Here is a 14,494-nt window from a genome sequence, read left to right as displayed (position 1 = left end):
TCTTCCTTATTGATACGTCCAACCGGTCAGGCTCGCAGTCGCGCCTTCGTAGCGCAACTGTTTCTCGAGCTCGCTCGGGAAGACACGGAGCGTGGCGACCGCCTCACCGTCATTGACGAAGCATTCGACACTTGACGAGTCGACGAACACGTGAAGCGACGTCACATGAATCGCTTTCGTCCGTGTCGTGCCAAACTCGGTCGCGAACGGCTCTCCGGCATTCGTCCGGTCGATCGTCAATTCGCCTGCCGTCGCGTCGTAACGAATGACGAGTGACTCATTCTCGACCTGAAGCAGGTCGAGCGTGAAGTCTGACCCATCCGTTTTCACCTCAAGCTCATACCGGTCCGGTGTCGCGACGCTGATTGATGTGCCGGACGCGTCGAGGAATGTGTCTTGGCGAAGCGTTGTCATCTCCGCCACCGGACGTTGCTTGAGCATCCCTTCCTCAATTGTGAGCACACGCGGTAACGTCAAGGCGTGGGCCCAACCGAAGCGGTCCGTCGGATACTCGATTTCAGGGAGTCCCATCCAACCGACGAGAACGCGTCGTCCGTCCTGTTCTGTCGTCTGTGGGGCGTAAAAATCAAACCCGAAGTCGAGCTCCTCGAACGCTCCGTGGGTGAATGTTAACGTCTCAACGTCGAGCTTGCCGATCAAGAACCCAGACTGATAGATGTTGTGATAGCGATGCCCGTCCGGTTCAATCCCTTGCGGCGAGAAGACGAGGACGTGCTGCCCGTTCAGTTCGAACACGTCGGGACATTCCCACATGTAGCCGAACGAATCGAGTCCCGTCTTGATTTCACCGAGGAACGTCCAGTCATCCAAGTCGACCGAGCGATACAAGACGACGCAACCCGTCTCGTCCGTACGTTGTGCGCCGACGACGGCGTAATAGGCGCCGTCCTCGAGCCACACTTTCGGGTCACGGAAATGTTCCGTGTACCCGGCCGGCACGTCCGGAATCGCGACATTGCGACGTTCGATCTTGCCATCCCGCAACACGCCGATCACTTGCGAGGCGTGACGCGTCCAGTCATCCGTCCGGTGATTGCCCGTGTACATGACGTGGAGTTCCCCGTCTTTCACGAACCCGCTACCTGAATAGGCACCGTGTGAATCTTCGGTCGTCTCCGGGACTAACGCCACCCCGCGGTCTGTCCACGTGACGAGGTCAGGTGATGTGACATGGTACCAATGTTTGAGACCGTGTACCGGTCCGAGCGGGAACCACTGATAGAACATGTGATATTCCCCGTTATAATACGTGAATCCGTTCGGGTCGTTCAGGAGTCCCGTCGGCGGTTGGATATGGTATCCGAACCGCCACGGGGAAGCCGCCGTCTTCGTGCGGAGCGTCTCCATCTCGAGGGCACTCACGTCACGTAACGAGCGGTAACGCTCTGCCTTCGTCCAACTCATAACATCACTTCCTTTTTCTTATGCTGCTTGTTTGACTGCTTCTTTTTTCGCTTGGCGTTTCGCGAGCACGAACGTCAATCCGAAGGCGACCGCGAAGGCGATGGCCATACCGATGATATACGAGACGATTGATGCCGGTGCGATCGAGATGATCCCTGGGAGACCTGCCGCACCGAGGGCGACGGCGAGGACTTCACGTCCGACGATGAACGCCGAGGCGATCCCTGAACCAATGATGGCCGCGATGAACGGATAGCGTAGTTTCAAGTTGACCCCGAACATGGCCGGCTCGGTGATCCCTAACAATGCCGAGATACCAGATGCCGAAGCGACACCTTTCATCTTCTTATCACGTGTCAAGAAGAAGACAGCGAGTGTGGCCGCACCTTGTGCGACGTTCGACATGGCTGCGATTGGGAAGATGAATGATCCACCCGTACGTGCGATATCGGCAAGAAGTTGTGTCTCGATGGCGATGAAACTGTGGTGCATCCCTGTGATGACGATCGGTGCGTACAAGAGACCCATGACGAGACCGCCGAAGAAGCCGAGTGAGTCGTACGTCCAAACGAGACCGTCGATGATCAAGTTACCCGCTTCGCGTGTGATCGGTCCGACGAAGGCGAACGTGACGAACGCCGTAATGAGGAGCGAGAGGAGCGGTGTGAGCAAGATATCGAGTGATGCTGGCATGAATTTACGGATATTGATTTCAAGTTTCGACAAGATATAAGCAGATACGAGGACCGGTAAAACTTGTCCTTGGTAACCGAGCTTCTCGATCTCAAAGCCGAGAATGTTCCAAACCGGGATATCGCCGACCGTCGCTTGGGCGTAGGCATTGACGAGATCCGGGTGAACCATGATCATCCCGAGCGCAGCGCCGAGGTACGGATTACCCCCAAACCGCTTGGCGGCGGAGAACCCGATCAAGACGGGCAGGAAGACGAAGGCGGCGTTGGCGAACGTGTTGATCATCGCGGCGAGATCGGCGATGCCTGGGTACTGATCGATGAGTGAGCTTCCTTCGAAGAACAAATCAGGTGCCGTGAGCAAGTTGTTGATCCCCATCAAGAGACCACCGGCGACGATGGCCGGGATGATTGGGACGAAGATATCCGACAACATCTTGACGAACTGTTGGAGCGGGTTACCTTTTTTCGCGCCGGCCGACTTAACGTCGCTTGTCGACATGTCGCCGAGCCCTGTCAATTGGGCGAACTCAGCGTACACTTTGTTGACCGTGCCTTGTCCGATGATGATTTGGTACTGGCCACCGGTCGAGAACGTTCCTTTGACGACATCGAGGGCGTCGAGTTTCTTCTCATCGACTTTCGATTCGTCGTTCAAGACGAGGCGGAGCCGGGTCGCACAGTGGGCCGCGGCGGCGACATTGTCTTTTCCGCCGATCGCCTCTAAAATCGCTTCTGCTTCTTGTCTGTAGTTCATGCTGGTTTCCCTCCTAGCGTTTCAAGCACGCGTTGTTGTGTTGGTATGGCCGGAATCGCGCCGTATGCCGTGCACGTCAAAGCGCCGGTCACATTCGCGTATTCGATATCCTTCAGTAAGCGCTCGTCATCGATTCCTAGAGTCGCTAAGCGATACAAGTAGGCGCCGACAAAGGCGTCACCCGCTCCCGTCGAATCGACGCTTTCAATTTTCACTGAAGCGATGACGTCTTTGACGTCTTTCGTCGCAATCAGTGTCCCGCGCGAGCCGAGCGTGATGGCGATCCGTTTCGCACCCGTTTCGAGAAGCGACGCGATCGCTTGATATAAATCGTCAAGCCCAGTCAACAAGTGCGCTTCTTCCTCGCTCAACTTGACGAAGTCCGCTTCGGCGATGAAATGGAGCGAATCTTGTTTGAACGCCTCGAGGTCGGTCACGAGCGCGTCGCGGTAGTTCGGGTCGAACGAGACGAACAGGCCGTCACGCTTGGCGAACTGGAGCAGTTTAAAGTAGGCGTTCTTTAACTCGCCGTCGAGGAGTGCCGTCGCCGATCCGAAATGGACGATGTCTCCAGGCTTGAAGGCCGACAAGTCGATTGACTCGAAGGCATAGTCGCCATCGCTGCCGCGTCGGAACGTGAAATCTCGTTCCCCGTCTTCTTGAATCGACACGAATGCGAACGTCGTGTCACCTTCCTCCACCAAGTTTTCGACGCCGACGCCGTTGTCGACGAGCGTCTGTTTTAAAAAGCGTCCGAACGGGTCTGCCCCGACTTGACCGAGGAAACTCGAATTTCCTCCGTGTTTACTGACGACCGCCGCGACGTTTGCCGGTGCGCCCCCCGCTTTCTTCACGAATGTCGTCCCGTTGACGAGGTCGCTCGATGCGTCCTCGCAAACCCAATCAATCAATAGTTCACCAATGCAATGTACGGTGTTCATCCGTCCACCTCCATGTCTGAATGTCGTGCTTCGTGTCATTTATCGAACCGGTTCCAAAAACAAATAAAAAATGTTGCGGAACCGGTTCCGCAACACAAATGTAATCGATTTAATTTAAAATGTCAACGCTTTCTCGCAGTTTTAATTCAAAAGTTGTGAACGTTTTCATCGGGATGGTTTCGCCTGTTAACAATTGGAGAATCATGTCAGCCGCACGAGACCCTGTCCGACGGTATGGAAGATGCACCGTCGTGATCGCTGGATGGAGCACTTCGGTGAAATCATAGCCGCCGAATCCGCTCACCGAGATATCCACCGGCACCGATTTTCCGCCATTGGCGAGCCCTTTCAAGACACCGAGGGCGATGTTGTCGGTCGCACAGACGATGAGCGTCGCGTCATCGGTCGCCTCGGCGATCCGTTCCCCAATCGGGATCGCGTCGTCAATTTTGAACGTCGTCGTATACGTCGTTACGTTCGCGCCTGCTTCTTTGAACGCATGCAGAAAACCATCGCGCCGTGCCTGTCCGACGGCGATGTCGTACGGACCGACCCCGACATACAGGACATCACGGTGCCCCCAGTCCATGAACTGCCGTCCGAGAGCGTACGCCGCGTCGAAATCGGGATAAACGAGGCTATGGACGTGTTCATGCTCTTGACCGATCAACAAAACCGGGATTTGGATGTCTTGGATCGCCTGCAAGTGCCGCGGCGTCACGGTCGTCCCGAGCCAGATGATGCCGGCCACTTTCTGCTTTGCCAAATTATACAACTGCTCGATCTCGCGTTCGGTCTGTTGGGCCGTGTTAACGACAAGCATTTGATAACCGCGCTCGGTCAACCGCTCGTCGATGCCCATCATCGTACGCGAAGCCGCATAGGAATCAAGACGAGGGACGATGACACCAATCATTTTCGTCTGTTTCGACTTTAAGCTTTGCGCAAACTGGTTCGGTTCATAGTTCGTCTCTTGAATGACCCGCTCGATTTTCTCGCGTGTCGCTTGTCCGACCGAACCCCCGTTCAAATAACGAGAGACGGTACTTTTGGCGACCCCGGCAAGTTTGGCGATGTCGTTGATTGTCACTTGTTTCATCGGTAAAACCTCCATACGAAAAAACTGACGCGTCAGACGCCGTCAGTTCAGTGGTTGATTACATATCGCTTTTTAAAGTTTAAATAGTAAAGGCCGTTCCGTTTCTCGAAGCCGTTCTTCTCAAGGACACGGCGTACCGCTTCCTGATGTGGACTCGTCGGCGGGATGCCGGCGCGGACGGTATGTCCTTCTCTTAAGTCGGATTGTTCGAGCGCGAGGCGCAAGCCTTCTGTCGCATAGCCATTGCCCTTGAAGGCGTCGAACACCATCAAATCGAGCTGATAGACGCGAGCGAGTTTCAAGAGTAACACTTTTCCGACGATTTGTCCGTCAACGAGGAGATCATAATAGAAGTCCTCCCCATAACTATGCTCATCGGCCGAGTATACCTGCTCTGCCCCCATCTCGACAAAGATGCCTTTTAACTCTTCGGCTGAGATGCCGTAAGAACTTTGACCATATTTTTTAAAATGCTCATATTCGATCTCATCAATCTGACGAATAGGTTGACGCACGATTTCCATCCCGTGCCCTCCTTAACAGTTATCTCATAGTCTTTCCAAACTCATTATATACGAACGGCGGCGTGAAGCGCAAAAGATAACCGAAATCAGACCGGTTCAATGTGAATATGGACCGAATCGACAGCATGATGTTCGTCGAGCTCCCGTTCGATGTCATCACACAAATCGTGCGCCTCCTCGACGGTGAGACTTCCTTCAACGGCAATCGTCACATCGAGCATGACATGGTTACCGAGGTGACGTCCTTTGATTTCACGCACTTCCTTGACGGCATCGAAATGCTGAATCGTCTCTTCGTAGGAATCGACGAGATCCGGCGGAAATCCGTCAGAGAGCTGATGTGTCGCATCGAGAAAGATTTGAATCGCGGTCCGGATGATCATTCCCGCAATCAAGACGGCGAGAACCGTATCCATCCAAGGCAGTTTAAAGTAAGCGAAGAGAACGCCGAGCGTAGCCCCGATCGAGATCATGGCATCGGCCAAATTATCTTTCGCGGCCGCTTTCAAGGCGAGCGACCGGGTTTTCTTGGCCAAGTTCGAATTGTACGCATACACGCCGAACATGACAAGTGCACTTAAGAACGCGACGACAGCAGCAAGCGGGTTCGGTTCGACGTATTCACCACCGATTAGAGTGGCGATGCTGTTCAATAGAACGAACACCCCGACGGCGACCATGATCAGCGATGCGACGAGCGCGGCGAGTGTCTCCATTTTGGCGTGACCGTATTTATGTTCGGCGTCTCGGGGCAGTGCGGCGATGCGAATGCCGATATAGACGGCGATTGATGCGATGATGTCGGTCGTATTATTGAATCCGTCGGCGAGGACGGCCTCCGAATTGTACACCAAACCGAAGACGACTTTTAATACAGATAAGACCAAATACGTCGTGATCGATAAAATAGCGCCTTTAAGCGCTTTTGGTGGATGAGTTGTCGACTGCATCCGACCACCTCCTTTTTAGCTAAGTCAGTATACCAGTTGAGATTCATGTGGGCATAGAGAAACAGTGTTTCCCACAGCCAATAAAAATGGAATATATTCCCGGTAGTTTCGTTGTTCGAAAATTATGGTAAAGTAAATGGGAAGAGACAACAGGGTTATCCCCATAAAAGAGGTGAAACAAATGTTTACGGAACGTGATGGAATCAAGCTTCGTTTGGAACAAATTGACAGATTGCTCGCTGATTTGAACCGAGAAGCAAAACAATTGATGGCTCGTCTTCGCGAACTCGACGCGAGCGGTGAAAACCCGCATGAGGTCACCCTCAAGCCGGAAGATCGTGACACGCTCAAATCGTCAATCGATGAGACGCTCGAGGCGCTCCAGAGCCGCTCGAAACGCCCGATTAACCCGAACGACGAGAAGAAGAAAGAACTTGCCTCCCACAAGGCACTCATCGACGAGTTATCGGATTTACTCAGCAAGAAAAAATGAGACGCTTCTGCGTCTCATTTTTTCAGTAAGGAGAAACTATGACTTATATCGTTACAACTTGTTTACGCCCGACTGAGGCAACCATCGAACGGGCCGAGGCCCATGCGGCGACTTATGACGCCCATTTCGTCACCCGTCGCAAACATTCCATCGACACGTTAAAACAACGTCACCATGCCGGGGTGCTCGTATTTGATAAACGTCGCGTCGAATACACCCCTCTCGCCGGAGATGAACCGTTCTTTTTCCACCCATCGAGCTCGGTGTTCCGTGTGAAGCAGCTTGCGCGTGGCGGGAACGATCCGCTCGTCGATGCCGCCGCAATCAAACCGGGTGACCGGGTCCTCGACTGTACGCTCGGGCTCGGCTCCGACAGTATCGTCCTCAGTCATGCCGTCGGTCCGTCGGGTCGCGCCGTCGGGATCGAGAGCGAATTTGTCACAGCGATGCTCGTCAAGGAAGGGCTAACCGTTTGGGAAGAAAAAGAGCCCGCCGTCAATGAGGCGATGCGTCGGCTCGAGGTCGTTTGGACGGATGCCCTCACCTATTTGAAGACATGCCCGGACGATTCATTCGATGTCGTCTACTTCGACCCAATGTTCGAAAAGACGATTTCAGAATCGGTTCACTTGAACCCATTACGAACCCTCGCCAACACGAATCCGCTGTCTCTTGAACTGATGACGGAGGCCCGTCGTGTTGCATCCAGACGAATTGTCCTAAAGGCTCACTTTGAGAGTGAGACGTTTGAAACGTTTGGTTTTAAAAGGATTGTTCGTAAAACATCCAAATTTCATTACGGCATCATCGATGTAGAGACTTGACCCCTTAGGTCTTTAGGACCATTCGGGACGAAAGTCTCTTTTTTAAGTTATTATTTTCTGAATATTGACATTAATCAGACACAAGTTTAACGTTGGATTCAAGCTCTCACAATTTCCCATTATTTTTATAGGAGGTTAGTACAAATGAAAAAACGTTCCATCCGTCGTACGACGCTCGCCGTCGCATTGACATCGGTCATGAGCGTCAGTGCGATCCCGGCCGTCGGTGCCGCTCCACTCGCCGCCTCACCGTTGCCAACCCCAAGCTCGACCGCTCCATTCGATCACAACATCATCGATGAGGATCGGCTCGCCAAAGCGCTCGAGAAACGAGGCGTCATCAAAAAAGGGCTTTCGGCCACTGAGCGCCAAAAAGCCGTCGATGCCTATATCGAGAAGAAACAAGGCGGTGCGAAAGACGTCCATAAGCACGGCTTGAACGATAAAGCCGCTGAAGCGAAAGAGAAGATACATAACCAATTCGAGAAAGAATCGAAGCGTCTCCTCGACAAAGCGAAAAAAGGACAAGCGAACTATCGAAAAGGCAAGCCGAACGGCCAAGTGAAAGTCGACCCGGCCAAGCAAGCTGGCTATAACGGCGCCGTCCGTGAAGACAAAGTCCTCGTCCTTCTCGTCGAGTACAGCGACTTCAAACATAACAACGTCGTTCAAGAAGAAGGTTATCTCTATAGCGACAACTTTAGTAAAGAACACTACGAGCAATACATGTTCGGCGACGAATCGTTCGAACTGTTCAACGGTGAGAAAGTCCAAACGTTCAAGCAGTATTATGAAGAACAGTCGGGCGGCAGTTACACGGTCGACGGCACTGTCTCAGACTGGTTGACCGTCCCGGGCACAGCGAAAGATTACGGCGGTGACAATCCGGCCGGCGGGAATGACAACATCGGGCCAGGTCCGCGTCAACTCGTTAAAGACACGTTGAACGCTGCGGTCGCTTCAGGCATGGACCTCGCCGAATACGATCAGTACGATTTATATGACCTCGACGGTGACGGCGACTTCAACGAGCCGGACGGCTTGGTCGACCACTTGATGATCATCCATGCTGGTACCGGCCAAGAAGCTGGTGGCGGTGTCCTCGGTGACGATGCGGTCTGGTCACACCGTTGGGTCGTCGGCAACAGCCCTTACCGCGTAGCAGGTACGGAAGCAGCTGTCCCATACTGGGGCGGTCAAATGGCGGCATTCGATTACACAATCCAACCTGAAGACGGCGCAGTCGGCGTCTTCGCTCACGAATACGGTCACGACCTCGGTCTTCCAGATGAGTACGATACACAGTACACAGGTCAAGGCGAACCGGTCCAATCATGGTCAATCATGAGCGGCGGCAGCTGGGCTGGTAAAGTGGCTGGTACAGAGCCGACGAGCTTTTCGCCACAAAACAAGGAATACTTCCAAAAATTGATGGGCGGCAACTGGGCGAACATCACGGAAGTTGACCTTGAAGACATCACGCAACAAGGTTTTGTTTCGAAACTCGATCAATCGGTGACGAAATCAACCAACCCTGGATTGTTGAAAGTGAACCTTCCAGACAAGAAAGTAAAAGGCATCGAACCAGAATACGGCGAGTATTACTACTACTCGACAAAAGGCGATAACTTGCATACTGAACTCTCGACACCGACGGTCAAACTTGGAGCGGACGGTACACTCGCTTTCGACACACGTTTCGATATCGAGTTTGACTACGACTACTTGTACGTGAAAGCACTCAGCGGCGGCAAAGAAGTCGTCCTTGACGTCTACGGCGATGACAACACTGGAAACGGTGCGGAATCGACGAACGGCGCTTGGGTGAACAAATCGTACGACTTGTCACAGTTCGCTGGACAAGACGTACAAATCGTCTTCGAATACGTGACGGACGGTGGTCTTGCCCTTGAAGGGTTCGCCCTCGACAACTTGTCGATCACGTCAGGCGGACAATCGCTCCTCGCTGACGATGCGGAAGGCGCAGAGAAAGTCACGCTCGACGGCTTCGTCAAGTCGGACGGCTATGACACGAAACCGCACTACTACTACCTCGAATGGCGCAACCATGAAGGCGCTGACACAGGTCTCTTGAACGGCCGTGGCGTCAAGTACAACACAGGTCTCGTCGTCTGGTATGCGGATGATTCGTTCTCAGACAACTGGGTCGGCGTCCATCCGGGTGAAGGTTTCCTCGGTGTCGTCGACTCGCACCCTGAGGCACTGATCGGCAACTTGAACGGTCAAGAGACAGTCGCTGGCAGCACGCGTTACCAGATCGCAGACGCGGCGTTCAGCTTAGACAAGACGCTCCCTTGGTACATCGATTCACCGAGCCGTGGCATCTATGACTACAAAGCTCAACCAGGCGTGAAACAGTTCAACGACGCCAACACGTACATCAACTCGCTCATCCCAGATGCGGGCCGTAAACTTCCACAATACGGACTCGTCGTCGACGTCGTCGGCGAAGCGAAGGACAACTCGGCTGGAGCTGTTTGGGTCCGGACGAAGTAAGCTTGATTCAACTCACCCCTGCCCTTCTCACTATGAGGAGGACAGGGGTCTTATTATTCTAAAAAAGCTTGAAATTTCACGACAGACTGTGTAACATACTAGATGTAACCGCCTCTGTAGGTTAGTGGCAGACCTCAGCAATGGTAATGCTGCAGCACGAGTTCGATTCTCGTCGGAGGCATCAAATATACCGCTCAACCAAGCGGTGTAGAGCACTTCCTGTTTATGACAGGAGGTGCTTTCTTTTTGTCATTGCACAGAAATTGCACAGTTTCTAGATTTTCGTGTTGTCGACAAGGCTAAACCATTTGTCTAACTATTATTATCTCAATCAACGGTCTTTTGCTCCATCATGGCACCAAACGTTTCGGCCGTCTGCTTCTGCAGCGTCATCGTGACATGTGTGTACATATCCATCGTGACGCTGATATCCTTGTGACCCAACCGTTCCTGAACGACCTTTGGCTGTTCTCCTAGTTTGAGCAGTAGCGTCAAGCGAGTATGCCGAACGACTGGGACATCTTTAGCTGCGAAGGACGCGTTTGTGCCAATGACACAGGTATGAGCGGTGACGAGGTTTACTTTCGACTGTTTAGAAGTGTTCTCAAGCTCGTGATAGTTCGCTTTGCTTTCAGCGGTATATTCCGAATGTTGCATTTGTTTGACGGCGGTATCCTCTAATTACTCTATGAACGAATTTTTCTGTTCATTGTGCTCTTTGATGACCCGTTAGTGGATTGCAATGTGTTGATTTTTTAAATCCCGTTCACCTCTCCTTCGTGTAACAAGGGATGAAACCAAAGCTGTAATGTGTGTAGTAATTAAATTGATTTCACAGAAAAGGACGTTTCTCCGCCTCCAATCCTCCTGTATATAAACCTATCTGGTTTTCCTGGTCCACAAAAAAGAGCGCCCACTTAAGGGACACTCAGAATCGTTTGGAACGTTCTTGCTTACCTGCTAACAACTTTCCCTGCGCTTCTCGTCTTGCTTTATCTTGAATGAAAAGTTGATACTGTTCAATCATCCGCAACAGCTTCATTTTGTCTAAATCTGTATCTGGCATGAAGCACGAGTCATCTCTAGCGCAATAGACATCAATATCCTCTTGTTCTATACTGGTGTAAAATACCCACTCTTGGTCAGTCTCCTCATCTCGAATCCAGAAGTACAACTTACCTTCCTTTTCCTCCACCTTTCGGCAAACAATCTTCGAATTCCTACCCGTGTTTCTTTTCACAAAGCATTCCTCCATTAAATGAGATCGTCGCTCTTTCGAGGACACCTTTATCTCAAGCGATTGATTCAAGTACGTCAATAGTTTTTGATTATAATTTTTGTTTCGATCGATTAAAAATGAAACACGTAACCTACATGTTCGTCCGTGTGAACTAATTGACTCCATCTGACAATCGCACTTCAGCACGACGGATTTTAATCGACCAATTACAAAGATACGAACTGTTATGAACCTTGACAAGGCTAGTCGAATTCGAGCCTGATACGTTAATACGATTTTCATCCATACACAAAATGGAACGTGTTGATATGCAGCATTCCCTTGAGACCGATGATTTGAAGGTCGGCGTCAGTATCAACAATTCGCATGGAGACTTCCGTGCCGACATTAATGAGATTCTCCCGGCGCTCGATCACCTTGTCGCATCTGACGCGTCAGGCATCGACCGTGAAGGGCTGACCAGCGTATTGAATGAACTCACAACCGTTAGTGAGGGGTTGACGCAGTTTTTAGAGACTGACGATTGGGCTTATTGGGAAGATGCCCGTAGCCGATTGAATTACTTGTCATCGGTTATGAAAGGCATCGCCATTAATCTAAGTGGTGTATGACAGCATATTAACTAAATTAATCGCTCTCATCCAAAACTCGGGTGAGAGCTTTTTCCGTTCAGTCATGGAAACTGTCTTGACACGGTTTCCGTTCCTCTATAAACTTGTAAAGTTGACAGAATGAATGATTTGGAAGGAGTACGATCCCCATGCTCAATGAATGGTTATGGATTCCTTCTGCCTTGCTCACGCTCGGTCTGCTCGTCCTCAGCTACAAGCTGTTCGGACGCGTCGGACTGTTCGCCTGGATCGCGATGGCCTCGGTCGTTGCCAACATCCAAGTGACGCAGCAGATTGTAATCGGTGGTTTCATCTTTACACTCGGGAATATCGTCTACGGTTCCCTTTATTTAGCGACAGACATCTTGAATGAAAAATATGGTCGTCACACCGCCCGTAAAGGCGTCTGGCTCGGCTTCTTCATCTTGATCGTCTCGACCGTGCTCATGCAATTCGCATTGCTTTATGAGCCGTTCGAAGAGGCACTGTTCATGCATGAGAGTTTTGAAGCACTGTTCTCGATGCTACCGCTCATCACGCTCGGTAGTCTCGCCGCGTACCTCGTCTCGCAGCTATTCGACGTCTTCATCTATTCGAAGATTCGCGCCAAGACCGGTGAGAAGAAACTGTGGCTCCGGACGACCGGTTCGACCGTCGTCTCACAGTTCATCGACACGCTCACGTTCTGTACAATCGCCTTCTGGGGCATGGAATGGGACATCTGGTGGAATATCTTCATCACGACATACGTCGCCAAGTTCATCATCGCTTGGATGGCGACGCCGTTCATGTATTACGCAAAACGGACCGTCCCACAGGATGATGAAACTGAAAAAGCAGCCTAATTTAGTAAAAACCGCGAGCCAAAAGGCCCGCGGTTTTATTTTCCTCTGATATGAAGCCGCACTGCATAAGGCCGTGCATCTTCAAGCGACGATTTCTCCCGACAAACGGTGAGCGCCACGTACGCGTCGATGGCGAGCGCCTCGATGGCCTCGTCCGTCGCCTCGACCTCTAGTATGGTGTAGGGCGGCAGTTGCTCCAACTTGACCCACTGCCCGTGTAGATTTTTCGCGTAGATGATTGGTTCGTCGATCGAATAGCGTCGGAGTAAGTCCTTGACGTTCATACGATCCCTCCTCTATCCACTCTGTCTTCTCATTATAGAAAGCGATTGCATTTCTGTAAACCGCGCTTCCTAAATTTTGGTGCATTCAACGCTTCACGATTCGCCAAAAATAGCCGATAATCAAGGTAGAGAAATGAGGTGAACCGATGCGCTATCGACGACAAGAAACGTTTCGTTATATTTTACCGAACCCCCGCTTCATCCCATATCGCCTCATCTGGGAAGACAAAGAACTTCATGACGGGGAAGCACAACTGCTCAATATCAGCGCCCACGGTCTGAAGATGCGGTGCGACTACTTATTTCCACTTTCTGAAGGATTGAAAGTCCAAGTCAAACTCGACCTCGTCCCGTTGATTCAACCGCTCGACCTGACGGGTCACGTACGGCACCGTGGACAAATGGGGAGCCTGTATGATTACGGGATTCGACTCGATTCGAACTCTGACGAGACCCAGCAACTCGTGACGATGATTAAAGCGTATGCGCGCGAAAACCAATGAGAACGTGTCGATTGACACTTCTCATTTTTTGTTCGCTTGATTCCGGGGTATACTAAAAGAAACAGAGACAGACTCGAGGTGTAGGGCATGACTAGAAAGTTTTTACTCATTCCGTGGGCCGCTGCGATCGCCATCGCGCTCCTCGGTCCGAACGAACCGTTCTCGAGCCGGTTTTTGCTCGATTTCATCACGTATAATACGGACGCCTATGAAGGGTATTCGCTTTCCCTTTTCAGCATCCTAGGCGTTTACCCGCTCGCCTTGTTCCCGCTTCTTTGGTCCGAGGTGAACCAGTTGCGCCCGAACCCGCTCTTACCGGCAGCGACCGGTTTCGTCGTCGGCGGCTTCATCATCGCCCCGTATTTGGCGTTCGCGCGGCAGTCGCCTTATCCGACACCGATCAAACCGCTCCCGACACGATTGCTCGGGGTGTTGCTCTTGCTCGTCACAATCGGCTTGTTCATCGCCGCGTCGACGACCGGGAACGTGGCCGAGTATTGGTCCTACGTCGAACAGAACCAGTTCGTCCGGACGATGACGGTCGACTTCTTCTTGCTCGCCTTCATCCAAATCACGTTGATGAATCGGGATGCCAAACGTTATAAGATGAGTTTGTGGCCGCTGCCTTACATTCCCTTGTTCGGTTTGTTGTTCTGGCTGATCATTCGCCATAAACAACCGTTCAACGAGGCACCGCCAAGCCGACAAAAAATGAAATGAACCGAGCCCCTTTCGTATTCGCGTTAGGGGCATTTTTATCGAAAATGGGATGACGGTTCCCAAATCGGG

16 protein-coding genes and 1 tRNA gene are annotated in these 14,494 nt (G+C 51.9%); 8 read left to right on the top strand and 9 right to left on the bottom strand.

Translation table 11 applies throughout. From position 1 onward, the window contains the following. Positions 1–6: 6 nt before the first annotated feature. The 6 genes from AC13H5_RS07505 to AC13H5_RS07480 form a co-directional block, all read right to left on the bottom strand. Positions 7–1,425, bottom strand: coding sequence for a sucrose-6-phosphate hydrolase (locus tag AC13H5_RS07505; RefSeq protein ID WP_483546532.1), 1,419 nt, complete (start codon positions 1,423–1,425; stop codon positions 7–9). Between the two features lie 18 nt (positions 1,426–1,443). Beyond that, a complete protein-coding gene (locus AC13H5_RS07500) occupies positions 1,444–2,874 on the bottom strand; it encodes a sucrose-specific PTS transporter subunit IIBC (RefSeq protein ID WP_034777535.1) in 1,431 nt (476 codons plus the stop codon). Beyond that, complete coding sequence (locus tag AC13H5_RS07495) at positions 2,871–3,815, bottom strand: carbohydrate kinase family protein (protein WP_483546531.1); 945 nt, start codon at positions 3,813–3,815, stop codon at positions 2,871–2,873. Before AC13H5_RS07495 ends, AC13H5_RS07500 begins: the two co-directional genes overlap by 4 nt. 109 nt (positions 3,816–3,924) lie before the next feature. Then, on the bottom strand, positions 3,925–4,914 hold the full coding sequence (locus AC13H5_RS07490) for a LacI family DNA-binding transcriptional regulator (RefSeq protein ID WP_214824604.1): 990 nt from the start codon (positions 4,912–4,914) through the stop codon (positions 3,925–3,927). A 47-nt stretch (positions 4,915–4,961) separates the two neighbouring features. Continuing rightward, entirely contained in the window at positions 4,962–5,438 is a 477-nt protein-coding gene (locus AC13H5_RS07485; protein ID WP_138859460.1) for a GNAT family N-acetyltransferase, read from the bottom strand. An 86-nt stretch (positions 5,439–5,524) separates the two neighbouring features. After that, on the bottom strand, positions 5,525–6,388 hold the full coding sequence (locus tag AC13H5_RS07480; protein WP_214763998.1) for a cation diffusion facilitator family transporter: 864 nt from the start codon (positions 6,386–6,388) through the stop codon (positions 5,525–5,527). 181 nt (positions 6,389–6,569) lie between these two features. On the opposite strand from AC13H5_RS07480, the gene AC13H5_RS07475 reads away from it, so the two are divergent. The 4 genes from AC13H5_RS07475 (at position 6,570) to AC13H5_RS07460 (ending at position 10,403) form a co-directional block, all read left to right on the top strand. Continuing rightward, the gene (locus tag AC13H5_RS07475) at positions 6,570–6,881 is read left to right on the top strand and encodes a hypothetical protein (protein WP_021067357.1); all 312 of its coding nucleotides are present in this window, start codon (positions 6,570–6,572) and stop codon (positions 6,879–6,881) included. A gap of 38 nt (positions 6,882–6,919) precedes the next feature. Further along, positions 6,920–7,705, top strand: a complete 786-nt coding sequence (locus AC13H5_RS07470) for a class I SAM-dependent methyltransferase (protein ID WP_483546530.1) — start codon at positions 6,920–6,922, stop codon at positions 7,703–7,705. Between the two features lie 144 nt (positions 7,706–7,849). Beyond that, positions 7,850–10,222 (top strand): immune inhibitor A domain-containing protein, encoded by a 2,373-nt coding sequence (locus AC13H5_RS07465; protein ID WP_483546529.1) that lies wholly within the window; start codon positions 7,850–7,852, stop codon positions 10,220–10,222. Between the two features lie 110 nt (positions 10,223–10,332). After that, positions 10,333–10,403 (top strand) — tRNA-Thr (locus tag AC13H5_RS07460). 146 nt (positions 10,404–10,549) lie between these two features. Here the strand turns inward: AC13H5_RS07460 and AC13H5_RS07455 are convergent. After that, positions 10,550–10,879: a tyrosine-type recombinase/integrase gene (locus AC13H5_RS07455; RefSeq protein ID WP_255176312.1), complete on the bottom strand. Its 330-nt coding sequence runs from the start codon at positions 10,877–10,879 to the stop codon at positions 10,550–10,552. Positions 10,880–11,150: 271 nt separating this feature from the next. Next, positions 11,151–11,462, bottom strand: a complete 312-nt coding sequence (locus AC13H5_RS07450) for a hypothetical protein (protein ID WP_483546528.1) — start codon at positions 11,460–11,462, stop codon at positions 11,151–11,153. 308 nt (positions 11,463–11,770) lie between these two features. Between AC13H5_RS07450 and AC13H5_RS07445 the strand changes: the two genes are divergently transcribed. Continuing rightward, positions 11,771–12,073 (top strand): hypothetical protein, encoded by a 303-nt coding sequence (locus tag AC13H5_RS07445; RefSeq protein WP_483546527.1) that lies wholly within the window; start codon positions 11,771–11,773, stop codon positions 12,071–12,073. Positions 12,074–12,222: 149 nt separating this feature from the next. Continuing rightward, positions 12,223–12,918, top strand: coding sequence for a queuosine precursor transporter (locus AC13H5_RS07440; protein ID WP_483546526.1), 696 nt, complete (start codon positions 12,223–12,225; stop codon positions 12,916–12,918). Positions 12,919–12,953: 35 nt separating this feature from the next. Here the strand turns inward: AC13H5_RS07440 and AC13H5_RS07435 are convergent, their stop codons facing one another. Then, a complete protein-coding gene (locus AC13H5_RS07435) occupies positions 12,954–13,202 on the bottom strand; it encodes a hypothetical protein (protein ID WP_255176316.1) in 249 nt (82 codons plus the stop codon). Between the two features lie 146 nt (positions 13,203–13,348). Here AC13H5_RS07435 and AC13H5_RS07430 point away from each other — a divergent pair, with 146 nt between their 5' ends. Beyond that, complete coding sequence (locus AC13H5_RS07430) at positions 13,349–13,705, top strand: PilZ domain-containing protein (protein ID WP_034777480.1); 357 nt, start codon at positions 13,349–13,351, stop codon at positions 13,703–13,705. A gap of 87 nt (positions 13,706–13,792) precedes the next feature. Continuing rightward, positions 13,793–14,425 (top strand): hypothetical protein, encoded by a 633-nt coding sequence (locus AC13H5_RS07425; RefSeq protein ID WP_138859467.1) that lies wholly within the window; start codon positions 13,793–13,795, stop codon positions 14,423–14,425. The last annotated feature ends 69 nt before the right edge of the window (positions 14,426–14,494 follow it).

The organism is Exiguobacterium sp. FD-YE-25-4 (assembly GCF_057004685.1).
The sequence above is the reverse complement of the archived record's forward strand: the minus strand, read 5'-3'. Positions and strand labels throughout refer to the sequence as shown.